Here is a 21,587-nt window from a genome sequence, read left to right as displayed (position 1 = left end):
CGGCGAAACAGGGCCGTAGACATGAATAGCCCGCTACCTGGGCCTTTGCGGCTGCTGTCCGAAAGTGAGAAGCGGGACGTCGAACAGGTTCGGCTGCCGGGGGCGGGTAAGGGCGGGATCCGTGACCTCCACGATGACGAGCTCGGCGATGAACTGCACCTGAGCAGCGAGCAGGTGGCTGGTTCGTCCGTCGGCGGAGTCGGCTTTCAGCCCGGCGGAGACATGGATGTGCGGCGCCAGGCAATCCCTGTCGGTATCCCAGGCCAGCGTTCCGCCGCCGAGCACCTCGAGCGTCTTCACTTCGACGTGATCCCACAGTGGGGCCTCGGGATGCTCCAAAGGGCCGCAGGTGCCGACCAGCTTGGCGGAGCTGAACCCTCCAATGAAGGTGGGGATGTAGCCGGCACGGATCCCGTGCTCGGCGCAGAGCTTCTCCAGTGAGGTAAAGAAGTCTTCCCCGTGGTCGATGGCAAAGATGAACTCCCGGCCCCGGCTGAACTGGGCGGCGCGCATGTGGATCTCCTGCTCGTAAGTGTGATCAGCAGCGTTCGGCGAACGCGGTCTCAACCGTCGCGCGGTCGGCTCCTGCCCGCAACTGGGCCAGGAGCAGCAGCCGCGCCTTATACGGATCCAGCGGGCCGGCGCTGATCAGTCCACGGGCCAGCAGGTCGCTCTCGGAGCCGGGGAAGGCGTAGGTGCCGGAAAGGACGCTGCCTGCACCGGTCCGGGAGGCGAGCACCACCGGAATGCACTCGGCCAGCCGCTGGAGACGCTCGACCCAGGTCTTCGGCACGTGGCCAGCACCGAATGCCGCAATGACCGCACCATCCGCGCGGCCCGCGAGGCCGTCGAGCACCCAGCTGTCGCCCCCCAGGGTGGTGTGTACGATCTCGACGATGGCCGGCCGTACCGGCGGCGGCACAGCGCCCTGACGTTCGAGCGCGAAGTGCAGCCGCGGAATTCCTTCGATCATGTGGCCGATTGGCCCGGCGCCCGGTGACGCGAAGGCGGCGATGCTGGTGGAGTGGACCTTCCGTACGTGGCGTGCCGCGTGAATCTCATCGGCGAACACCACGAGTGCTCCCAGGCCGCGGGCATCGGTGCTGGCGGCGGTGCGCACGGCCGCCAGCAGGTTCGCCGGCCCATCGGCTCCCGGCATGGCGGCGTTGCGCATTGCCCCGGTCAGCACAAGGGGCGCGTCGGCGTCGTAGAGAAGGTCCAGCAGGAAGGCGGTCTCTTCTAGGGTGTCGGTTCCCTGTGTGACGACGAAGCCGTCCGAGCCGGTGGCCGCAGCTTTGCGAAGTCGCTCGGCAAGCTCGGCGATGTCGTCCACGGTGAGCGACGCGCCCGGGACCCGGCGGAAGTCCTCGACGCTGATCGCGGCTCCTTCACCCAGGCCGGGCGCCGCGGCGACGAGGTCGGCTCCGGTCAGGCGTGGCGTCACCCCGCCGGTCTCACCGGAGGTTTTGGTCATCGCGATGGTGCCGCCGAGGGTAACCACCAGGATGCGGCTCTTGTCTGGCACAGGGTGCCTTTCTGTGGGAGGGGCCGACTGCTGGACAGGGTCAGCCTTGCGGGCCTAACGATCGGGGGCAAGGCTTCCAAGAAAGCGCAGCACCTCATCAAGGGCGTCGATGCTGAGCAGTCTGCTGCGCGGCCTCACCACGTTGGCAAAGCCGCAATCACCCAGGTCGTTGCACCGGTTGGTGACCCAATTCCAATCCAGGTCGAGATAACCAGCCAGGGCGCGCAGCCTCGTCTCGGGGTCGGGGCCCTGCAGGATGGTCTGCTCGGCGGCGTCCCTGACGGCCTCGTGGTAGCTACGCAGGTCAGCCCGTGCAGTGGTGATGTCCGCCACCCAAATTGCTTCGGTACGCACCCAGTTCGCCACGATCGCGCGCTTGCCGGGCACCAGCGCGAACCCGTCAACGGCGGAGTACTCGGGGTGCGTCGTGACCTGGACGCGGATGCCGTACATCTCCATTAGCGCGATAGCCAGAAACAGCAGCACACGCTCGTAGCGGCCGGTGCGGGCGATTTCGTTCTCCGGGATGCAGAACGTCCGCGCCAGTGGGCTGGCCGCGCCACCGAACCGCTGCCGAAGGCCTTGCAGGTACGCGATCTTATGCCGGAAGAACAGCCAGGCAGCCGCCTCCTCACCCGTCTGCTCTCTGGTCCAGAACAGCGGCGGTTCCGGCGCTCCATCGAGATGACGTTGGATGTGCTGCGCGCAGAACGAGGAGCCGAGCCATCTCGCCCCTACCGACGTGAGCAGAGGCAGTGTCATTCGGCTGGGCGCCGAGCGTGGGAGCTGCAGATAGGTCTTGAGCACCTGCTGCTCTTCATCCAGAACCTGGTCGTCTGCAAGGAGCCCGTCGTCGAGCTGCACCAAGGACCACAGAATGCCGTACGTCAGGTCGTCCAGCTCGTGGGCAGCGGGGACCGCAAGTCCTTCATCCTGTGGGGTGAAGGCGGCCAGGTTCTTGCGGGCGTTCACGGAGTCGATCACGTAGAGACGCAGGTCGTCGTCTTGCTCCTCCACCCCGACGACCAGGCCACGCCGAGCCTGCCGGAGGAACCTCGCAAGGGCTCCAGGGTCTGGAGGATGAAGAGTGACCTCGTCATCGCGCCGTTTCGCCGGAAGGAAGTGGACAGCGGAGGTGGTGCCGTCCAGGACCTTGCGGCCCGCCAGTTCCCAAGAGTCCGCGACGTCATCTGCTGTGGACAGGAACAGCCGCGACGTGGGCCATCGCTGGCCGATTTCGATGGATGCCCGTAAGCCGCCGCGGTCGTGGACCGTCTTTCGGGCTTCGAGGACATCAGGCGCCGGCGCGAACAACTCCGTCCGGGGAAAACCCAGGAGACGCTCCAGCACCCGCGCCGCGTCCTTCTGCGGGCGCCCGTACCAGTCGCCGGCGAACCAACGGTCGAAGGTGCGCCGAGCCACCGTGACGCTCGCAAGCCGAGGATCACGAGCCTCCTTGGCGAGCGCCCGTGCCGCCTCCTCGAAGTGGTCGCAGAACACCGCCCAGTTGTCCCAGTGACGCTCCTGTACCAGGAGGCGGAACAACGTGGGGCGGGGCATCGCGTCAATCCTCCCGAGTCGAACGTCGGACAGGTGTCCAGCGGCGCAAGAGCGGCAGGTGCCAGATGGAGCAACGGGCTCCCCGCCCGCTGTGCCCCCCCGAGCCAGGATCCTCCCTCCATTCAGGGTTAGCAACATGGTCGAGCAAATTGCTCGATAGATGGTTGTATCGACTCGTGGAGAGCCGTCACACTGGCCCCCGTGTCGGAAATGAAGCAACCGCCGTGGTCGCTGCTCATCGCTGAGGTCGGGCTACGCTTCGAAGAATTGCGCGAGCGCCGTAACATGACGCAGGGCGATGTCGCCGAGCACCCGGTGCTGCGCGAACGCGGCATAAGGATCGACAAGAGCGGGCTGAGCAGGCTGGAGCGAGGTCGACGACGCCGGGTCTCGCGCGAGCTGGCCGAGGCCCTGTTGGACTGCTATCAGGCCGACGCCACCGAACGCTCCGAGATCCTGCAGCTTGTAAGCGCGGACACAATGCCGACCGGCCGACCACGCCCTGCACTGTGGCGGCGAAACGAGGCGCTGCTCGGCCCTATGCAGTTCGAAGGTTTCCTGAAAATGGAGCGTCGGGCCGCCGCACTCTTCAACTACGAGAGAACTCTCATTCCGGGGCTCCTCCAGACTCCGGACTACGCCCGGATTGTGATCGCTGGCATGCGTCCCGAGCTGAGGCCCGCAGAGGTCAGAGCCCTCGTAGACGTTCGTATGGACCGGCAGCAGCAGATGTCGGACGGCGCACTCAAGGACTTCCGCGCTCTCATCGACGAGGGCGCGCTCCGCCCTATCGTCGGAGATCGGGCGGTGACTCAGACACAGCTGGAGCGGCTGCTCGTCGAATCCGAGCGATCCCGAAACACAATCCGGGTCCTGCCGGACTCGACCGGATGCCACCCCGGGATGGCGGGCCCCTTCGTGCTCATGCACTTCCCCGAAGCCGCCCGTGCCGTCGCATGGGTGGAGACCATGGCCAGTTCGGTGTACTTCGACGACGAGGCGGACGTCGGGCGCTACACCCAGGTCTTCACCGATTTGTGGGAGCGGGCGCTCAGCCCCGACGATACACGTGCACTTCTCAAGGAAAAGATCAAGGAGCTACAGCAGTGACACCGCGCAAGCCGCACCCGTCTTCGTTCGACCTGACCAACGTCGAGTGGACGGTCTCCCGGCACAGCGGAGGTGGCGGAAACTGCGTGCGCGTTGCCGTCGTAGATGGCTACGTCCTGCTCGGCGACTCCCAGAACCCCGATCGTCAGCCCCATGTGTTCACGCCCGCCGAAGCCAAGGCGTGGCTGTTGGGGGCGAAAGAGGGAAACTTCGACTTCCTTCTCGATCTCTAGAGAGTCGTGCCGACGAGGTCGCCCATCGCGCGCGGCATCCGTTGCATAAGTAACGATCACGCCGGAGCCCCTTTCCGGCCCTCATCCAGAATTGGCCTCGCGGGTCATAATCGGTGCTCCCGCCGCGATATCTGAATCCCAAGGACGCCGCAGGCTCGCACGACCGTATGTGATGTTGTCACCTTCCCATCACTGTTCCGTCTGCCGAGAAGGTGACATGGTCGGATTTGCCGATCTTGGCATGACGAGCACGACGTTCATCGCGGCAGCGACTGATCATCGGAGGCGGCGTGCACAACCTCGAGGCATTCGGGCGGCACAAGGCTGTCCTCGGAATGATTCACTTGAAGCCTCTGCCGGGGACGCCGTTTCATCGCGAGGGCACCTTCGAGCAGATACTCGACGACGCCGTCGCTTCGGCTCGTGCGCTGGACGAGGGCGGTGCGGACGGGTGTCTGATCCAGACTGTGGATCGTGTCTACAGCACCGGCGAGCAGTCCGATCCGGCGCGGATCGCGGCGATGAGCGTCATCACTCGCGCCGTCGCGCAGGTCACCCGTCCTGAGTTCCATGTCGGGGTGCAGCTCATGCGCAACGCGGTGCAGGCGTCGCTGGCTGTGGCGAAGGTCGCCGGCGGCTCCTTCGTACGCGCGGGCGCCTTGGTGGGCGCAACTTTGACGACGCACGGCATGGTCGAGGCCGATCCCCTGTCCGTGATGGAGTACCGCAAGAAGATCGACGCCTGGAACGTCGGCATCATCGCCGAGGTGGAGTCGATGCATTACACCTGGTTCGGCGGCGGCAAGACAGTCGGGCAGGTGGCGAAGGCGGCCCGGCAGGTCGGCGCGGACGCGGTCTCCCTGTGTCATGAGGATGAGGCGATCGTGCTGGAGATGATCGCCGCGGTCCGCGCCACGACGCCGGATCTGCCGATCATCCTGGCCGGCCACACCAACCATGACAACGCCGCTCGGCTGCTGAGCGCGGCGGACGGTGCCTTCGTCGGGACCTGCCTGGAGCGCGGCGGCTGGGGCGGGCTCATCGATGTCGGGAAGGTCAAAGCGTACGTAGAGATCGTGCGCGGGCTGCAGCCGTGAGGGCGGCCGCGCAGGCTGTGCCCCTCGATTGACGAGACGGAAGGCGGACCACCGTGCATCACCCCTACACGCTGGAGGAGATGCTGGCTCAAGGTGACGCTCTGGCGGCAGACCTTCGCACTCTGATCGGCCCCACCGCCGAGCAGGTGGAGATGCTGCTGGACGACGCCCGTTGGGTGACGGCGTCCGGCATCTACCTGACGGGGGACGGCGACTCCTTCCACTCCTCGCTCGCCTCGGAGTTGGCCTTCAAGTCGCTGGCCGATGTCCCCTGTGACCCGTTGAGTGCGCTTCGGCTTCTTCGGTACGGCGCGGCTTGGGACCGTCCTCCTGCCCTTCCCAGGGGGACGGTCGTGATCGCCGCGTCGGCCTCGGGCCGTACTGAACGGGTCCTGCAGACACTGGAGCGGGTCCGCGAGCATGGAGCACTGACCCTGGCCATCACCACCACTCCCGGCAGCGCGATCACTCGTGCCGCTGATCATGCGCTCGTGCTGCCGCTGACCGGCGCCAAGCCGTCACCGGGGATTCGGACCTACCAGGCGAGCCTGCTGGGGATGGCCCTGACCGCGATCGGCCTGGGCCACCGTCGGGACCGATACTCGGCGGCGGAAGCTGAGCAGTTGCGCAGCGAGTTGCTCGCCGCAGCCGGCTCCATTGAAGCCACTGCGGCGGTGGCAAGGGAGCGATGCGAACAGCTCGCAGCGCGGATCGCCCACGCACCCATCATGATCACGCTCGGCAGCGGTCCTGGGTACGGCACCGCACAGTACGCCGCGGCGAAGGTCGTCGAGGCGGCCGGAGTGTTCGCCGCTGGCCAGGATCTGGAGGAATGGGAACACGTCGAGGCCCTGGCCCGCCCACGGGACATGCCCACCTTCGTGATCGCGCCTCCGGGCCGCAGCCACGACCGCGCACGCGCGGTTCTCGACAGAGCCCGCTCCTTCGGCAGGACCGTTATCGCCGTAGCCGACGCCGCCGATGACGAGCTGGTCAAGGCGGCTGACGAGGTACTGCCGGTACACGGCGAGGTACGCGAGGAATTCTCCCCGCTGCTGTATCACGTCTTCGCGGGATACCTTGCCTGCTTCGTGGCCAGGCGGCTGGGACGACTCCCCTTCGAGACCAATCGTCAAGCGTGATTTCGCGGGTTCGCCCGCTACGTCGGTCATACGGTGTGCGATCAGTGGTGGTTCGCGAGGGTACAGCCCGTCGGGTGGACGTGCACGGCGGCCTGCGCAGCGGCGGCCGTAGCCGGCCGCTATAGGACACCGAGGCGGTCCGAGCGGCCGCGCACGTGATCTCGCCAGTGTGTCTATCGCATTCAGAAGAGTTCGTCCTGGATGCCCTCGATGGCGGGCAGTCGCTTGGGCGGCAGGCCGGCGACCATGTCCATGGCGTGCAGGCTGGCCCAGCGGCCCGCCGTGGCGTTCTCGGCGAGGATGCGTTGCAGCACCTGGATGGTGACCCTTACATCCGGCATCGCCCGGTGCCGATCGGCGGGGACCGGGATGCGCAGGTAACGCATCAACGCATCCAGCCCGTGCGAGGCAACTCGGGGTAGACGGTGCGGGCCAGGCGGACGGTGTCCAGCAGTGGGGTGGCCGCCAGGGCTGGGCAGTGCGCCGCTTGGTGGGCGATCAGGGTGGCTTCGGTGCCGGCGCCGTGAGCGACCAGCCGGTACGGCGGCGCGTCCAGCAGGGCATCCAGGGTGGCCATGACGTGCTCGGGCCCAGCCGCCCGGGCCAGCATCGCTGCCGTGATGCCGGTCTGGCGCGTGTCGAAGGCAGTGACCGGCACGTCCGCGGGCGGCCGGATCAGCGACTCAAACCGCCAGGTCTCCTGTAGTTCGCCGTCCTTGGGGACCAGTGCCACGGCCGCGACCTCGATCGGCACCGGCGATCGCCCCACCGGGGTGAGCCCTTCGAAGTCGATGACCACGAAAGTGTGGCGGGTGAAGTCCGAATCAGCGGCCAGCTCCATGCCCGGGCGTGGCGTCAGTTGGTAGGTGGGCTCCATGCCAGAGTCTCTTTTCCGATGGTCTACACGCGGGCCTGTTTCCCTTGGTGGCGTTACAGCAAGCGCTGTGGCTGCCTGCCAGTCCGGCGGCACGGCGCGTACGAGACGACCAAGAGGGCTCCAAGCGGTGCGGATCGGGTCCGCCGCCGCGATGGCGGGCATCATCGCCGATCGAGGCGGTCGTCGTCGTGAGGAGGCGTTGTCACTGGTTGGTCTGCGCTGGAGTCAGGCGAGCTTGGCGCAGCACCTGCCGCACCGACGCTTCCAGCGGGCTCTCCTCGCCGATGACCGTCTCGCACCCGTCAGGGAGCAGGTCGCGCTCGCGGTACCACTCCCGCATCTGGTCTGGGGTGAACTCCGACCGCTGGGGGCGGCTGTCATGCCGCCGGAGCGTCTCGGGAAAGGACACGTTCAGGTAGAAGAAGGCGCTGGTCCCGGCGTGGTCACGGCGTAGGGACTGCAGCATCGCCCCGTACCGGCTGGCGGTAAGGATGCCTTCGAGCAGGACGTGATACCCGTGATCGAGGGAGTACCGGACGATCGTGTCGATAAGGCCGATGTTCACACCACCGTCCACGTCCCGTTCTCGCAGCAGTTCCCGCCGTACGACGTCCTGGCCGACCAGCGCCAGGCCACGGCCATAGGCGGCCCGCACGGCACGGGCGACGCTGGTCTTCCCAGAGCCGGAGTTCCCGCGGAGAACGATCAAATGGGTGTCGAGAGAGCCGGTACGCACCGGCTCAGGGTATGAACAGTCCGTGGGCGACACGCCGTCTTCCCCTGCCGGCCGGTGACGTCCCGCCCAGTGGTGTACGAGTTGCTTCCACGTGAGGTTTGGAAATACCCCGGCGCCAGGCCGTGCGCGGCTCATAGTGTCGGAGCCGTCATGAGCGACTCCGCGTCATACCTGGCCTACGTCGCCTGCTGCGAGACGACCAAGGGCGGGTGCTTGTCGTACACCCGGTCTACAAGGACGAATGGGACATTCCTGGCGGGATCGTCGAGGCAGGGGAGTCCCCCGTCAGTGCTCTGCTCCGTGAACTGCAGGAGGAGTTGGGCATCGCGCCGCCGGTGGGTCAGCTCGCATGTGTCGACTGGGTGCCCCCGGCACCGCCGTGGGACGCCGGGCTGATGTTCGTCTTCAACACAGGCGTGCTCACTGACTCCCGAATCGCAGCGCTCCGCCTGCAGCCCGAGGAGCTCGACGAATACGTATTCGCTCCTCCCGCGGACTTGGACAAGCTCTTGCCGCCAGGCTTGGCGCGGAGGATGAACGCGGCGGTCTTGGCGGCAGACGCCGGCCAGACTGCTTACCTGGAGGACGGCCTCATCCGCCTGCTCCCGTAGCCGGACGTATGCGAGGGCGCGTAGGTCAGCGCCACAGCCAGTACGTCATGGGCCGGCGGGCGCAGTAAGTAGCCGCTGCGGACAGCGATGGCTGGACTGTTAGCGAGCAGGTAGCCCCTCGTTGGCGGTGTATACCTTGCCGCCCTCAAGGCTGCGGTTCGAGACGTTCACGGAACTCCTGAGTGCGTTTAGGGCGCTATGTAGGATGAGCGCTCACCAGGCGGAGAATCACTTAATTTTGGCGATTTGGGATCAATTTCTCGCACCGCAAGAGGGCGGCCACTATAAGGGCTTAGCCGTTTTGATAAATCGCGGGTAATGATTGAATGACCAGACCGTTAGGCGCCACGGCGACCCACTACTCTAATCTGGCGACTGCTTGTAGCGGACCAATTTCTAAGGTGAAGGTGCTGGCCGGTGAGGGTTGTTTCGCGATGCCCAAAACGAGCCTTGCCCTTGGTGGCGATGTTCGTCGTCACGGCAAGCGCTGTGACTGCCTGCCAGTCCCAGGGCCCAAGCGTTCTCGGCTGGTGAGATGGGCGCAGCCCTGGGACGGACGGGTAGTTGAGGGCGCCCCGGTGCGGAGATGACAAACGCGACCCCTCATGATCGTCGGTGTCTAGCCAGTCGATCAAGAACAGGGGTCGCGTTCGCGTGCCATCATCCCCGATCGACGTGCTCTCCCGCCACCTGGAGCGCGTCACCATCTGCGATCCGCTGTCCGACCTGCCCACCCTTGCCGAGGTGCTGGATGCCATACCGGACCCTCGCAGCCGCCGCGGGCGCCGCTACCGACTCGGCCCGCTGCTCGCGTTAGCCCTGCTCGCCGTGCTCGGCGGAGCGACTTCCCTGGCGAAGATCACCCGGTTCATCGCCGGATACGATCCCGAGCTACGCGCCCGGATCGGTCTCCCGGGCCCCGTACGGCTGGCCGCCTCCACCCTGGGACGGCTGCTGGCCCGCCTGGACGGCGACGACTTCGACGCTGCGACCTGCGCCTACCTGGCCAGGCTGGCCGCCGCGCCACCAGCGACCGGCACGAACGGCACGAACGGCAGAACAGCGCTACTCGGCCTGGCCGTGGACGGCAAAACCCTGCGCGGCAGCCGCACCGGCGACCGTGTGACCCACCTGCTGGCCGCCACCCGCCACGACACCCAGACGGTGATGGCTCAAGCCCAGGTCGCAGCCAAAAGCAACGAGATCCCCGCGTTCACGCCCCTGCTGTCCGGGCTCGACCTCACCAGCGTGGTCATCACCGCCGACGCCCTGCACACCCAGCACGAGCACGCCAGGCAGATCGTCGCGGCCGGAGGGCACTACGTGTTCATCGTCAAGGGCAACCAGCCCACCCTGCTGCGCCGGCTCAAGGCCCTGCCCTGGCGCGAGGCCATCCTCAACGACCGCACCGACGAGACCCGGCACGGACGCCGCGAGATCCGCCGCATGAAGATCTGCACCGTCCGCCCAGGCCTGCCCTTCCCCCACGCCGCCCAGGCCATCCAGGTCAAACGACGCCGCACCAACAACGCCACCGGGAAGACCACCATCGTCACCATCTACGCCATCACCAGCCTGCACCCCGGCCAGATCACCCATGCCCACCTCGCCGGACTGATCCGCGGCCACTGGAGCATCGAAGCCCTGCACCACATCCGCGACGTCACCTACCGCGAAGACGCCTGCACGATGAGGACCGGGGCCGCACCCCGGATCATGGCGAGCCTCCGCAATCTGGCCATCGGCCTGGCCCGCCTGATCGGCTGGACCAACATCGCCGCCGCCACCGACCACTACCGCAGCCACCCCACCGATGCACTTCAGCTACTCGGTCTCACAACCTGAGAACGCTTCAGCCCTGCTGCCAGTCCAGCGGCACCGCTCCAGAACCAACCCTCACCATGACGCCGCCCTCGCCCACGCCGACGGCCACCACGAGCGAGGATGCCGTCCTTGCCGTATACCGCGACCTCTACCCCGTCGGCCAACGCGCCGAGCGGGCTTACCCAGCAGAGCGCAAGGCGATCCTTGAACAGGTAGCCACCCAGCCTCTCCTGAGCCGGATGTTGCGAGGAATCGCCGCGCTCCGCGCCACGCACCGGGTGACATGGGGAAATCCCGAACATCACCCGTTCGACGTACGGATCGAAAGAGATCGCGCCACCCTCCACGACTGCCAAGACGCCCGGAAAGGCGGTCAGGCAGACGATCGGACAGGAAAGCGCCTCACGCATGGAACGAGTCGCATTCATCTTGTCGCCACCCTTGCGAAGCGGGCGGATGGCGCCTGGCGAGTGTCGAAGGTAGAGCAGGTGAAAGAGCCTTGTTCGCCTACGGCATGACTTATGTCCTTGTCGCCGGACTTGCCATTGCCCCGCTCGGAGACGGAGACGGGGACGGCGTCGGCGTGTCGAGCGACTACACGGGCTACATCATTTCGGCCAAGCGCCTGCCCCGTCCCGGGTCAGCGGCCCCGGCTGGCAAGGGATCGAAGGTCAGATGTACTTACCAGCCGTGGTTCGCTGACGGGCGGGAGAACGGTGGTCTGGAGTTCGTCGATCCCGGCAGCAACCTGAGCAGCGAGCCGACCGGCAAGGGCGCCTACTACCTGGTCGAGTGCTCCGATGGCTATCGAGACGTGGTCTGGATCAAGAAACGGCGTGGTGCGCTAACCCCTGAGCAGCTCGCTCGTCGAGCGTACAAATTGATCCCGATCGCGCCGCCGACAGTGCTCACCGCTCCGCCACGCGGCCAGGACGGGCTGGTCGGGCTCCCGCAGTGGTTCTTCCTAGCCGACGGGCAGTGGACGCCCAAGTCTAAGCGGCTGCACATCGGCGCTGTTTGGGCCGCGGCCACCGCCACTCCCGAGCGGATGACCATCAGTACCGGCGACGGCCAGACGCTCACCTGCGACGGGCCCGGAACCGCGTACGACACCACTCGGCCTGCCGACCAGCAGAGCTCCACCTGTTCGCACACGTACCAGCATCCGGCAAGCGCCTATCGGGTGACCGTGTCAGTGACCTGGAGCGGCACCTGGCGCGGTTCAGGTGGCACAGGCGGCACGCTGCCGCCCATCACGAAGTCGGTCACCTTCCCGATCCGCGTCATCGAAGCCCAGGCGCTCGTCACGAAGGGATAGCCCTATGCTCCAGCGCTCCACGCCGAGCAGGGAAGCGGGCCGGGCCACACACGTGCGCCCGCTACCGAGCAGGCGCAGCCCGGTGATGCTCGTGGTGAGCATCGCGCTGACCGCTCTCGGCGCGCTGATCGCCTGGCAGGTGTACGGCATCGCCGGGCACCGGACGCCGGTTCTCGTCATGGCGCGCGACGTTCCCATCGGCCAGCAGTTGCAAGCACAGGACCTTCGGACGGTCGCGCTCGGCCTGGACTCAGGAGTACGGGCCGTGGAGGCCACGGACAAGGGCGCGGTCATCGGCAAACGCGCCGCTGTGGACCTGAAGGTCGGCACCCTGTTGGCACCCGCGCACCTGACCGGGACACTCGTTCCGGCACCGGGGCAGGTCGTCGTGCCGGTGGCGCTCAAGCCCAGCCAACTGCCTGCCAGGGGAATCCAGCCCGGTGATCGCGTCGTGGCCGCCGTGGCGCCCGCCATCTCGATCGGGCAGGGCGCCCCGGCCGATTACCAGGCTCGGGTGGACCGCGTCGGCGAGCCCGACGCTGACGGGCTCATCGTGGTCGACCTCGTCGTCCCGGCCGGCGAGGGCAGTGCGCTGGCCCGTCAGGCCGCGGACGGGAAGATCGCGCTCATCCTCCAGTCGCGGGCGAGGTGAACCAGATGCTCACCGTCTTGTGCTCGGGCGGCCACAGCCCGGGCGTCACGACGACCGGACTCGCTCTCACGCTCGCCTGGCCGCGTGAGGTTTTGTTCGCCGAGTGCGATCCTGCCGGTGGCAGCGTCCTGTCCGGATACCTCGTCGGCCAGCCGCAGGAACGCGGCCTGGGCGAGTGGGCGGTCCAACTCCGCCGCGGCGCCGACGCCGCCACCACGCTTCGCGAGCAGGTCCTGCATCTGGCCGGTGCCGGGGCCCGCCGGATCCTGCCAGGTCTCGCCGACCCTGCTCAGGTGGCCTCGGTCCGGCAACTCTGGGTGGACATCACCAAGACCTTCACCGCGACGCCCGGGGATGTGATCGCCGACGTCGGACGCGTCGGCGGATCGGACACGCCTACCCCGCTGCTCGTCGACGCGGACCAGGTCCTCGTGGTCGCACGTCCCACGCTCGTGGACCTGTCCGCGCTGGCTCCCCGCCTCACTGAGATTCGAGCCCTGCGCGGTCGTCGGTCCGGTCCGCGGGTTCTGCTCGTCGGGGCCGGGCCGTACGGCCGCAAGGAGGTGGCGAAGACGCTCGGCGTGGAGGTGGTCGACCACCTTCCCCACGATCCGCGGGCCGCCACGGTGTTGTCGCATGGCATCGGCAACGAGCGATACGTCCCCCGTTCTCCACTGATTCGGGCCGCTCGTTCGCTGGCCGATCACCTCTATGAGGAACCGGCACGTACCGAGGTGACAGTATCGTGAGCTTCGACGTTCAGCAGGCGGTGCGCGAGGTCCTGCCCACGGTCACGCAAGCGCTTGATGCCGCAGCGGTCACCGGGGACGAGGCCGTACGCGAGTACGCGAGAGCAGTCATCACCGACCTGGTCCGCGAGCACGTGGACAGCAGGGCGCTGGCAGGTAGGGATACTCCGACGCTGCAGGAGGAGCGCCGGCTCGCGGAAGCGGTATACAACGAGATCTTCGCGCTGGGGCGCCTACAGCCGTTCGTCGACGACCCCGAGGTGGAGAACATCGACGTCAACGGCTGTGACCAGGTGTGGATCACCTACCGGGACGGCCGCAAAGTACTCGGACCACCGATCGCCGACAGTGATGAGGAGTTGGTGGGCAACGTCCGCCGGTGGGCCGCCTACCAGGGACAGACCGCCCGGGATTTCTCGATCGCCCGGCCGCGTCTTCACCTGTCCGTCGGACACCGGACCCGCATCGCCGCGCTGATGGGAGTTACGCCACGACCGTGCCTGTCCATCCGCAGACACGGCCTGCTCGAGGCCGACCTGGACGACCTGATGGTGAACGGCACCGTGGACAAAGGGCTTCGCGCGTTCCTCGCCGCCGCCGTACGCGCCCACAAGGACATCGTGATCACGGGTGGGATGGGCGACGGCAAGACCACATTCGCCCGGGCACTGGCCGCCGAAATCGACCCGGACGAGCGGATCGCCACCGTGGAGAAGGAGTACGAGCTCTTCCTTCACCTGCAGACCGACCGGCACCGTGACGTGCTCGCGATGGAGGCCCGGGAGGGCAACACCGAAGGCTTGGGCGCGATCACGATGCGCCAGCTCATCGAGGACGCGCTTCGGTTCAACGCACGCCGGATCATCGTCGGCGAGGTCCGCGGCGACGAGCTGGTGCCGATGCTGGAGGCGATGAACACCGGCGGCTCCGGCTCCATCTGCACCATGCACGCCGACTCGGCCGACCAGGTGTTCGCCCGGATGCTGATCCTCGCCGGATCGGGCGGCCTTTCCATCGCGCCGGACACCCTGTTCCGCACGATCGGCATGGCCGTGGACTTCGTCGTCCACCTGCGGCACGAACTCCGCCACGACATCGACGGCATGGTCAACCGCCGCTACGTCGCCGAGGTGAACGAGGTGCTACCGCCGGGAGACGGACTGGAACCGGCGGTCAACCACGTCTATGTCCCCGGGCCGGACGGGCGGGCCGTACCGAACACGATCCCGCAGTGCATGGAGGAACTGGTGGCGGCGGGGTTCGATCCGGACCTGTTCGCGCCTCGGGGCTGGGATCGAGGGTACGCATGACCGGCTGGCTCGCCGCGCTGGCCGGCGCGGTGCTCGTCGCGGGACCTCTGTTCGCCATCACGGGAATGCGCCGAGCCCCGATACGGCCTCCGCGCCCGGCACGGCGGCTGCCACGGATACCGGCGATTCCCGCGACCGTGGCTGCGGGAGTTCTCATGCTGACGTGGTGGCTTACGGGCTGGCCGGTCGCCGCCCTCGGGGCTGCCGTGGGCGCTGTGACGCTGCCGCGGATGCTCAGCGCCCGCGACAGCGGGCGGCGGATCGAGCGCCTGGAGGCGCTGCAGGCGTGGACCCGTCATCTAAGCGACGTGCTGGGCGGCAGTGCGGGCATTGAGGAGGCGTTGCAGTCCAGCGCGGACAACCCGCCGCCAGCGATCGCCGCCGAAGTGCGGGCGCTCGCGCGGCGGCTCGCCTATCGCACCCCGACCGAGCAGGCCTTGCGAGCGTTCGCCGATGACCTGAACGACCCGACCGGGGATGTGATCGCCGCAGCGCTGATCCTGGCCTGCCGCGCCCGCGGCAAGGGACTGCGAGAGGTGCTCCAGGGCCTTGCCCGTACGGTGGCCAAGGACGTGGCCGCACGGCGGGAGATCGACGCCGAGCGCGCCACCCATCGCACGACCGCCCGATGGGTCATCGGCGCGCTGCTGGGATACACCGCCTTCGCGCTGGTCAACCAGGCTTATGTCGCCCCATTCGGAACGGTCGGCGGCCAGCTCGTTCTCGGCGTCGTGATCGCGCTGTACGCGGGAGCCTTCATGTGGCTGCACCGCCTGACCAGAGCGCCGAAGGGACATCGCTTCCTCAACCCGACAGGTGATCCATCGTGATAGCGCTGGTTCTGACCTGCGGCGCATTGATCGGCCTCGGCGGAGCCCTCGCCATCGTGGCGGTCTTCCCCGCTCCGCCCGCGCTCGCATCGGCGATGGAACGGCTCAGGCCGGGTGGGAGCCGCAGCGAGCCGGATGGGGACTGGCGGTCGCGCATGGCGCGAAAACTGTCCGGAACAGTAATCGGCGCGCGGCTCCCGCAGGCGGATCTGGCAGTGCTCGGCAAGACGGCCGATTACTACCTCATCCAGAAGGGCGCGATGATCGGGCTCGGGGCGGCTGGTCCGGTCGTCTTCTGGGCGTGGTGCGCACTGCTCGGCATCGCCCTTCCCTGGCCGGTCTCCTGGGGAGCATGCCTGGCCTTCGCTGTCGCGGCGTTCTTCGCTCCCGACGCCTCGATACGCGGCCAGGCCGCCGACGCGCGGGCGGCATTCCGGCAGGCCATCGTGGCGTACCTGGATCTGGTGGCGCTCGCTCGCGCGGCAGGATCCGGGCCGGCCGAGGCGCTGGAGTCGGCCGCCAAGGTCGGCGGAGGGTGGACATTCCAGCGGTTGTGCCTCGCGCTGGATCCCGCACGGCGGGTTACCGCGAGCGCATGGGATGAGCTCACCCGGCTGTCCGAGGAGATTCGCGTTCCCGAGCTCGCCGACCTGGCCGCCATCGCCCGGCTCGCCGGAACCCACGGCGCCGGCATTCTCGACACCCTCATGGCCAAGGCCCAATCCCTGCGCGAGGTCGAACTGTCGGCCGAGGTGTCCAAGGCCAAATCCCGTACCGAGACCATGACCGTCCCGATGGCCCTGTCGGTCCTCGGGTTCCTGCTGCTGCTCGGCTATCCCGCCTTCGCGCGAATGACCGGCGGCTGACCCTTCCGGAGGTACCCACCAATGATCTACAGAGCCATGCTCGCGCTGGCCGTACAGCTGGAGCGGATGTCGCTGGTTATCAATCGGTACGCGCAGCGGCGCGATGCGAACCCTGAACGCGGTGGTTCGACGGTCGAATGGGTGATCATCGCAGCCGTGGTGTTCCTGCTGGCCATCGCCGTAGGCGCGAAGATCACGTCCGTCGTCAACGAGCAGCTCGCCAAGATCAAATGAACGGGCGTGAGCGAGGATCAGCGACGCTGGAGGCCGCGCTGGTCTATCCCGCGCTCCTCCTGCTGGTCCTGCTCGCGATCAACGCCGCGTTGTGGTTCCACGCCCGGAACCTCGCATTGGCGGCGGCTCAGGAAGGACTGCGAGCCGGGCGCGCGTATGGCTCCAGCCTTTCCGCCGGGCAGGCGACAGCCGAACGCTTCATCCGGCAGGTCGGCGGGTCGTTCCTCACCTCCGCCAGGGTCAGCGTCGAGCGCACCGCGGACAGCCTCAGCGTGGCGGTCAGCGGCCAGGCGATCAGCCTGATTCCGCTGCTGCCCCTCGATGTCGAGCAGGTCGCCCGGGCCCCGGTGGAGAAGTGGACATCCGAATGACGGACCTGCGTGAGCGCGGCTCGATGGCCTTGGAGACGGCGATCATCGCGCCCGCTCTGGTTGCTGTGCTGCTGATGGTGGTCGGGCTGGGCCGTGTGACGCTCACCCATGGCGCCATCGACGCCGCGGCGCGGGACGCGGCCCGCCAGGCTTCCATGGCCCGCGATCCAGCCGCGGCACGATCCGCCGGGCTGTCCAGTGCGCGGGCGGCGCTCGACCGTGAAGGACTGGCGTGCTCGCCATCGGTAACGGTCGACACGACAGGGTTCTCCACTCCGCTGGGGAGGCCTGCCGTCGTGGTCGCTCGTGTCACTTGTGACGTGGACCTGGCCGACCTCGCCGTGCCCGGAGTTCCCGGATCCAAGCGCCTGACCAGCAGCTTCAGCAGCCCGATCGACCCGCACCGCGCAAGGAGCGGACAACCGTGACCCGGACCAAGGAGCGAGGTTCCGTCACCGCGTTCACCGCGGTGCTCGGCCTGGCGCTGCTGATCTGCGCCGGACTCGTCGTGGACGGCGGAGCCAAGATCCAGGCATACCGCGAGGCGTACGCCGTGGCCGAGGAGGCCGCCCGCGCCGGAGCTGGACAGGTGGACATCGACCACGCCTACGCCGGCGGCCGATTCGAGATCGACACTTCCAAGGCGTTGGCCGCCGCCCGGGCCTACCTGTCCTCCAGCGGGCACTCGGGCAACGCCTCCCTATCCGGCAACCGCACTGTCCAGGTGACCGTCACGGTCTCCCGGCCGACCATGCTGATCTCCCTGATCGGGATCGGCAGCGTGACCGCCACAGCCAGCGCCTCAGCGCGCATGTTCCAGGGCATCGAGCAAGGAAGATCATGACGATGTACGGGCTGCGTCACCCCATCCTCGCCAAGGCGGCGGCGGTCGCGGTGCTCACTGGACTGCTCGCCGGAATCCCCGCCATCCTGCTTACCTTCTTCTGGCCGGTGGACCTGCCCACTCTCGACGACCTGGCCACGCCCGCCGAACCCGTTGTGATCAAGACGGTCCTGCTCGCGACCGTATGGACGTGCTGGGCCCTGTTCGCCGGGGCAGTGATCGCCGAGGTGGTGGCAACGGCCCGCGCCCGGCGCGGAAGGGTACGCATGCCGTTCCAGCGACTGGCGGCTTACCTGATCACCACGATCACCGTGGCGACCACAGCTCCGGTTGCCGCATCCCGCGGAACCATCCCAGCAGCAGCGGTGACAGTCACACCAGTGGCCTTGCCCTCGCACCACCTCATGGCGGCCGAGCCGAAGACCTCTGAGCCGGCCAAGCCGTACGCGACCTACGTGGTCCAGCCGAGAGACACCCTCTGGACGATCGCCGACAAGCAGCTCGGAGACCCGATGCGCTATCGGGAGATCGTCGCGCTGAACCAGGGACGCACCATGGACGACGGGCAGACCTTCACCCGAGGAGACTGGCTGAGGCCCGGATGGACCCTACGTCTGCCCGGTGACGCCGCCAGGAAGGAACCTCGCTCATCCCAACGCACCCATACCGTCAGGCCGGGCGAGAGTCTGTGGGAGATCGCCGAACAACACCTCGGAGACGGCAAGCGATACAAAGAGATCTTCAGGCTGAACAGGGATCGGCCGCAGCCAGACGGCGCCCGGCTGACCGATCCTGACGTGCTGGAATCCGGATGGCACCTCATCCTGCCCGAACGCGAACGGGACACCAGGAAAGCCGATCCGATCCGCCACCAAGCCCCTTCGCCTCTTCCCACGACTACAACGCGGCAACCCGCTCACCACGAAGACGCCTCACCTCGTCCCACGGCGGGCTTCTCGACGCAGCCAAGGAGATTGGCCGTCGGCTCCAGCGTGGTCGTACTGCCCGAAGGCGGCATGATGGCGATCTCCTTCGCCGCCGGCGTGGCCGTCGCGCTCGCCTCCGCCCGGCTCCGCCATCGGCGACGCCTACCCGTCCCGGCCGTCGACGAGCCGCTCACCGTGCCTGCCCCCGAACCGCAGGCGCCCGCCGTACGCGCGCTGGAGCAGTCACACCGCCGCAGCTTCGCCGAATCGGAAGATGGTCCGCCGGACGATTTTGAGCTGGTCACCTCCGCGTTCTCCATCGACCCACCGCTCATGCTCAAAGCCGGGATCCGTGGCGAGGAGCCCGTCTCCCTGGAGCTGTCCGGGCTGAATCTGGCGCTGACTGGTCCGGGTGCCGACGACTGCGTACGAGCGATCGTGCTCGACCTCCTCACCCAGGCCGACCAGCACCGCGCCGAGATCGTCATCCCCTCTCAGGACGCCGTACGGTGGTTCGGCGAGACCATCACCACGCTGACCGGCCACCTGCCGGGCCTCCGGCTGGTCGCCACCCTGGACGAGGCCATCGACCACCTGGAGGAACAGTTCGTCGCCCGCCGCCGGATCCTCCGCGACCACGTCACCGACGACATCCCCCAGCTCCGCGAGGCCGAGCCCGGCGAGCCGCTGCCCGCGTTGCTGTTGACCGCCTGTGCTGCGGACGGCCATGCGTACCTGGACACCCTCATGAGCTTGGGGTCCACCTTCGGCGTCGGGTCCGTCCTGATAGGGCGATCGTCGTCCGGAACCACCTGCGAGGTCGACCAGGACCACCGAGCGGCCGAGACGACCGGCCCTCTGGTGAAGGAACTCCGCGACGTCACGCTGTTCCACATGTCGGCCAATGCGGCGGCGACAGTGCTCCACACACTCGCCGTGGGGAACGGCATGCCGGCCGAGCGGCCCGAAAAGCCGGCGGAACTCGAGGTCCCACCGCCCAGCACCGCAGCCCAACCGGTCCGGTTCACCATCCTTGGCGCACCGGTCATCGAGGTGAACGGCACGCCGGTGGACATCTCCGGCCGCGCCAAAGCTCTGGAGCTGTTCGTCCTCCTGGCCGTCCACCCCAAGGGCCTGGATCGCGAGGAGATCTGCGAGCATCTCTGGCTGGACCTGGAGGAAACACTGGCCGGGTATCGCTTTCACGCCGCTCTCAAGGACCTACGCGCCGCCCTGCGCGGAGCCTCCGGCCTGGGCGAGAAGGAAGCCAGTTTCGTCGAAAGAAGCGGCAAGACGTACCGCATCGAGGCGCAGCGCGTCGACGTGGATCTATGGGCCTTCCACCGCGCGCTCGCCGACGCGCGTACCGCCGGGGACGAGGAGGCCAAGACGGTCGCACTGGAAGTGGTCGCAAGGCTGTGCCAGGGACGCCTGTGCCAGGGCCTCAGGTACGACTGGCTCGATCAGGACCACCGCTGGCCGCTGACCGTGACCAGCGTGAAGGCCCTCCTTCAGCTCGGAGTGCTCCACGAACGCGCAGGGCGGAACGAGCGCGCGTTGGAGGTTTACGACCAGGCGTGCGCTCTCGACCCGGACATGGAGAGCGCAGCCAGGTCGGCCATCCGGCTCCTGATCGACCTCGGCCGCGCTGACGAAGCCCGCATGCGCGCTCGCCATCTGAAGGCCCGCCTCGATGCCCTCGGGGTGGCCTGTTCCTCCGAAACCCAAGCCCTCCTGGACCGGATGAACTCAGCTCCAAAGTCGCCGGTCAGGCTTCAGACCCCACGGGCTTAGGGTTCGCTGTCGGTCGCGCCAGATTAGAGGGCGTTCCACCTGCGCGTGCTGTCTCCTGTCATGAGGGAGGACAGTCGGTTGAGCAGCTCCGTGCGGGCGGCGGGGTTGTGTTTGGCGCCGCGGATGAAGGCGCTGAGGCTGCGAACCTCACGAATCTGTGCCAGCAGGTTCAGGTCGCCGTCCTCCACTGGGTCGGTTCCGTAGGCCGTACAGAAGTCGTGCCATAAGGACTGCGGATAGCCGAAGCGGCGGGGGCGCAGGTAGATGGGCATGAAGTCGTACGCGGGCGGGCCGACGCCGACAGAGTCCCAGTCGATGAGCACCCAGCCGCCTTCGTGATGAGGGAGAAGGTTGTTGGTGTGGGCGTCGCCGTGCACGATCCCCCACGGCAGCGTGGCCGCGAGCCGCGCGAAGCCCTCCTCCAGCTCCTCGCAACGCGCGACCAGCCAGTGGCGCTCGCTCTGGGACAGGACGGTGGACGCCCTCGCCTCCGCTGCGGTGCTCCCCACTGGGCGAATGGAGGGAAGCAGTAACGGAGGCAGCGGATGACGGTGCAGCACGCGCAGCAGGCCGGCGAGATGAGTGACGTCGGCCGACCGTCCGTCGAGGGGCGGCAGGTACTCCCAGAAGGTCGCCAAGTGGTTGCCGACGATCACGGGCTGTGTCACGTCGAGCGGCCTTAGCGTGGGAAAGCCCTTCTCGGCGAGCCAGGCAGCGGTCTGAACGGCGATGCGCATCCGCTCCAGCGCCGAGGCGTTGCGGACGCGCGCGACGGCGTTCTCCCGGGGCAAGTGGTAGATCGCGTTGGCGTGAACGCGCAGCAGCCGAGCACCGTCACAGTCGAGCCCGGCCTGTCGACAGGCGCCTACCAGGGCTGTCCTGTAAGGGGCGTCGACCGGCTGCGTACTCATCGTGAGAGTTGGCGCTCCCCGTGTTGCCCAGCTCACCAGACGGCACCTTGTCGTCTGATCCCCGGAG

25 protein-coding genes are annotated in these 21,587 nt (G+C 67.7%); 17 read left to right on the top strand and 8 right to left on the bottom strand.

Features of this window, described 5'->3' with window-relative positions:
- Positions 1–33: 33 nt before the first annotated feature.
- Genes OHB01_RS12780 through OHB01_RS12770 form a run of 3 tightly spaced genes read right to left on the bottom strand, consistent with a single transcriptional unit; the run spans position 34 to position 3,085 of the window.
- Positions 34–513: a PPC domain-containing DNA-binding protein gene (locus OHB01_RS12780; protein WP_328855414.1), complete on the bottom strand. Its 480-nt coding sequence runs from the start codon at positions 511–513 to the stop codon at positions 34–36.
- Positions 514–538: 25 nt separating this feature from the next.
- Complete coding sequence (locus OHB01_RS12775; RefSeq protein WP_328855413.1) at positions 539–1,525, bottom strand: asparaginase; 987 nt, start codon at positions 1,523–1,525, stop codon at positions 539–541.
- Between the two features lie 54 nt (positions 1,526–1,579).
- Complete coding sequence (locus OHB01_RS12770) at positions 1,580–3,085, bottom strand: hypothetical protein (protein ID WP_328855412.1); 1,506 nt, start codon at positions 3,083–3,085, stop codon at positions 1,580–1,582.
- Between the two features lie 210 nt (positions 3,086–3,295).
- Here OHB01_RS12770 and OHB01_RS12765 point away from each other — a divergent pair, with 210 nt between their 5' ends.
- The 4 genes from OHB01_RS12765 to OHB01_RS12750 all read left to right on the top strand — a co-directional run bounded on the left by OHB01_RS12765 (position 3,296) and on the right by OHB01_RS12750 (position 6,667).
- A complete protein-coding gene (locus OHB01_RS12765; RefSeq protein ID WP_328855843.1) occupies positions 3,296–4,195 on the top strand; it encodes a DUF5753 domain-containing protein in 900 nt (299 codons plus the stop codon).
- Positions 4,192–4,428 carry a DUF397 domain-containing protein gene (locus tag OHB01_RS12760; protein ID WP_111700432.1) on the top strand — a complete coding sequence of 79 codons (237 nt, stop codon included), beginning with the start codon at positions 4,192–4,194 and terminating at the stop codon, positions 4,426–4,428. The genes OHB01_RS12765 and OHB01_RS12760 overlap by 4 nt, the downstream gene beginning before the upstream one ends.
- Positions 4,429–4,718: 290 nt before the next feature.
- Positions 4,719–5,525 carry a BtpA/SgcQ family protein gene (locus OHB01_RS12755; RefSeq protein WP_328855411.1) on the top strand — a complete coding sequence of 269 codons (807 nt, stop codon included), beginning with the start codon at positions 4,719–4,721 and terminating at the stop codon, positions 5,523–5,525.
- Between the two features lie 53 nt (positions 5,526–5,578).
- The gene (locus OHB01_RS12750) at positions 5,579–6,667 is read left to right on the top strand and encodes an SIS domain-containing protein (RefSeq protein ID WP_328855410.1); all 1,089 of its coding nucleotides are present in this window, start codon (positions 5,579–5,581) and stop codon (positions 6,665–6,667) included.
- 182 nt (positions 6,668–6,849) lie between these two features.
- Here the strand turns inward: OHB01_RS12750 and OHB01_RS12745 are convergent, their stop codons facing one another.
- From OHB01_RS12745 to OHB01_RS12735, 3 genes are all read right to left on the bottom strand, one after another.
- Complete coding sequence (locus tag OHB01_RS12745; protein ID WP_328855409.1) at positions 6,850–7,053, bottom strand: hypothetical protein; 204 nt, start codon at positions 7,051–7,053, stop codon at positions 6,850–6,852.
- Complete coding sequence (locus OHB01_RS12740) at positions 7,053–7,544, bottom strand: 3'-5' exonuclease (protein ID WP_328855408.1); 492 nt, start codon at positions 7,542–7,544, stop codon at positions 7,053–7,055. The genes OHB01_RS12745 and OHB01_RS12740 overlap by 1 nt, the downstream gene beginning before the upstream one ends.
- A 202-nt stretch (positions 7,545–7,746) precedes the next feature.
- The gene (locus OHB01_RS12735; protein ID WP_328855407.1) at positions 7,747–8,280 is read right to left on the bottom strand and encodes a kinase; all 534 of its coding nucleotides are present in this window, start codon (positions 8,278–8,280) and stop codon (positions 7,747–7,749) included.
- A 167-nt stretch (positions 8,281–8,447) separates the two neighbouring features.
- On the opposite strand from OHB01_RS12735, the gene OHB01_RS12730 reads away from it, so the two are divergent.
- Both OHB01_RS12730 and OHB01_RS12725 read left to right on the top strand, forming a co-directional pair.
- Positions 8,448–8,891, top strand: coding sequence for an NUDIX hydrolase (locus tag OHB01_RS12730; protein ID WP_328855842.1), 444 nt, complete (start codon positions 8,448–8,450; stop codon positions 8,889–8,891).
- A 654-nt stretch (positions 8,892–9,545) separates the two neighbouring features.
- Entirely contained in the window at positions 9,546–10,736 is a 1,191-nt protein-coding gene (locus OHB01_RS12725) for an ISAs1 family transposase (protein WP_328708333.1), read from the top strand.
- On the opposite strand, the gene OHB01_RS12720 is transcribed toward OHB01_RS12725, so the two are convergent.
- Positions 10,712–11,125: a hypothetical protein gene (locus tag OHB01_RS12720; RefSeq protein ID WP_328855406.1), complete on the bottom strand. Its 414-nt coding sequence runs from the start codon at positions 11,123–11,125 to the stop codon at positions 10,712–10,714. The two genes, OHB01_RS12725 and OHB01_RS12720, sit on opposite strands and share 25 nt — an antisense overlap.
- Before the next feature lie 89 nt (positions 11,126–11,214).
- On the opposite strand from OHB01_RS12720, the gene OHB01_RS12715 reads away from it, so the two are divergent.
- The 11 genes from OHB01_RS12715 to OHB01_RS12665 are packed head-to-tail and all read left to right on the top strand — an operon-like array spanning position 11,215 to position 20,609.
- Entirely contained in the window at positions 11,215–12,033 is an 819-nt protein-coding gene (locus OHB01_RS12715; protein ID WP_328855405.1) for a hypothetical protein, read from the top strand.
- Positions 12,034–12,037: 4 nt separating this feature from the next.
- Positions 12,038–12,685, top strand: a complete 648-nt coding sequence (locus tag OHB01_RS12710; RefSeq protein ID WP_328855404.1) for an SAF domain-containing protein — start codon at positions 12,038–12,040, stop codon at positions 12,683–12,685.
- 5 nt (positions 12,686–12,690) lie between these two features.
- Positions 12,691–13,434 carry a hypothetical protein gene (locus OHB01_RS12705; RefSeq protein ID WP_328855403.1) on the top strand — a complete coding sequence of 248 codons (744 nt, stop codon included), beginning with the start codon at positions 12,691–12,693 and terminating at the stop codon, positions 13,432–13,434.
- Complete coding sequence (locus OHB01_RS12700; protein WP_328855402.1) at positions 13,431–14,744, top strand: CpaF/VirB11 family protein; 1,314 nt, start codon at positions 13,431–13,433, stop codon at positions 14,742–14,744. Before OHB01_RS12705 ends, OHB01_RS12700 begins: the two co-directional genes overlap by 4 nt.
- Positions 14,741–15,574 carry a type II secretion system F family protein gene (locus OHB01_RS12695; RefSeq protein ID WP_328855401.1) on the top strand — a complete coding sequence of 278 codons (834 nt, stop codon included), beginning with the start codon at positions 14,741–14,743 and terminating at the stop codon, positions 15,572–15,574. Before OHB01_RS12700 ends, OHB01_RS12695 begins: the two co-directional genes overlap by 4 nt.
- Positions 15,571–16,440 (top strand): type II secretion system F family protein, encoded by an 870-nt coding sequence (locus OHB01_RS12690; RefSeq protein WP_328855400.1) that lies wholly within the window; start codon positions 15,571–15,573, stop codon positions 16,438–16,440. Before OHB01_RS12695 ends, OHB01_RS12690 begins: the two co-directional genes overlap by 4 nt.
- A 21-nt stretch (positions 16,441–16,461) precedes the next feature.
- Positions 16,462–16,674, top strand: a complete 213-nt coding sequence (locus OHB01_RS12685; RefSeq protein WP_328855399.1) for a hypothetical protein — start codon at positions 16,462–16,464, stop codon at positions 16,672–16,674.
- Positions 16,671–17,045 carry a TadE/TadG family type IV pilus assembly protein gene (locus OHB01_RS12680; RefSeq protein ID WP_165900640.1) on the top strand — a complete coding sequence of 125 codons (375 nt, stop codon included), beginning with the start codon at positions 16,671–16,673 and terminating at the stop codon, positions 17,043–17,045. Before OHB01_RS12685 ends, OHB01_RS12680 begins: the two co-directional genes overlap by 4 nt.
- The gene (locus OHB01_RS12675; RefSeq protein WP_328855398.1) at positions 17,042–17,473 is read left to right on the top strand and encodes a TadE/TadG family type IV pilus assembly protein; all 432 of its coding nucleotides are present in this window, start codon (positions 17,042–17,044) and stop codon (positions 17,471–17,473) included. The genes OHB01_RS12680 and OHB01_RS12675 overlap by 4 nt, the downstream gene beginning before the upstream one ends.
- The gene (locus OHB01_RS12670) at positions 17,470–17,889 is read left to right on the top strand and encodes a pilus assembly protein TadG-related protein (RefSeq protein WP_079313180.1); all 420 of its coding nucleotides are present in this window, start codon (positions 17,470–17,472) and stop codon (positions 17,887–17,889) included. Before OHB01_RS12675 ends, OHB01_RS12670 begins: the two co-directional genes overlap by 4 nt.
- Positions 17,886–20,609: a LysM peptidoglycan-binding domain-containing protein gene (locus OHB01_RS12665; RefSeq protein ID WP_328855397.1), complete on the top strand. Its 2,724-nt coding sequence runs from the start codon at positions 17,886–17,888 to the stop codon at positions 20,607–20,609. The genes OHB01_RS12670 and OHB01_RS12665 overlap by 4 nt, the downstream gene beginning before the upstream one ends.
- A 23-nt stretch (positions 20,610–20,632) precedes the next feature.
- Here the strand turns inward: OHB01_RS12665 and OHB01_RS12660 are convergent, their stop codons facing one another.
- Positions 20,633–21,520, bottom strand: coding sequence for an aminoglycoside phosphotransferase family protein (locus tag OHB01_RS12660; RefSeq protein ID WP_328855396.1), 888 nt, complete (start codon positions 21,518–21,520; stop codon positions 20,633–20,635).
- Positions 21,521–21,587: the final 67 nt, after the last annotated feature.

Source organism: Microbispora hainanensis (genome assembly GCF_036186745.1).
Classification (GTDB): Bacteria; Actinomycetota; Actinomycetes; order Streptosporangiales; family Streptosporangiaceae; genus Microbispora.
The sequence above is the reverse complement of the archived record's forward strand: the minus strand, read 5'-3'. Positions and strand labels throughout refer to the sequence as shown.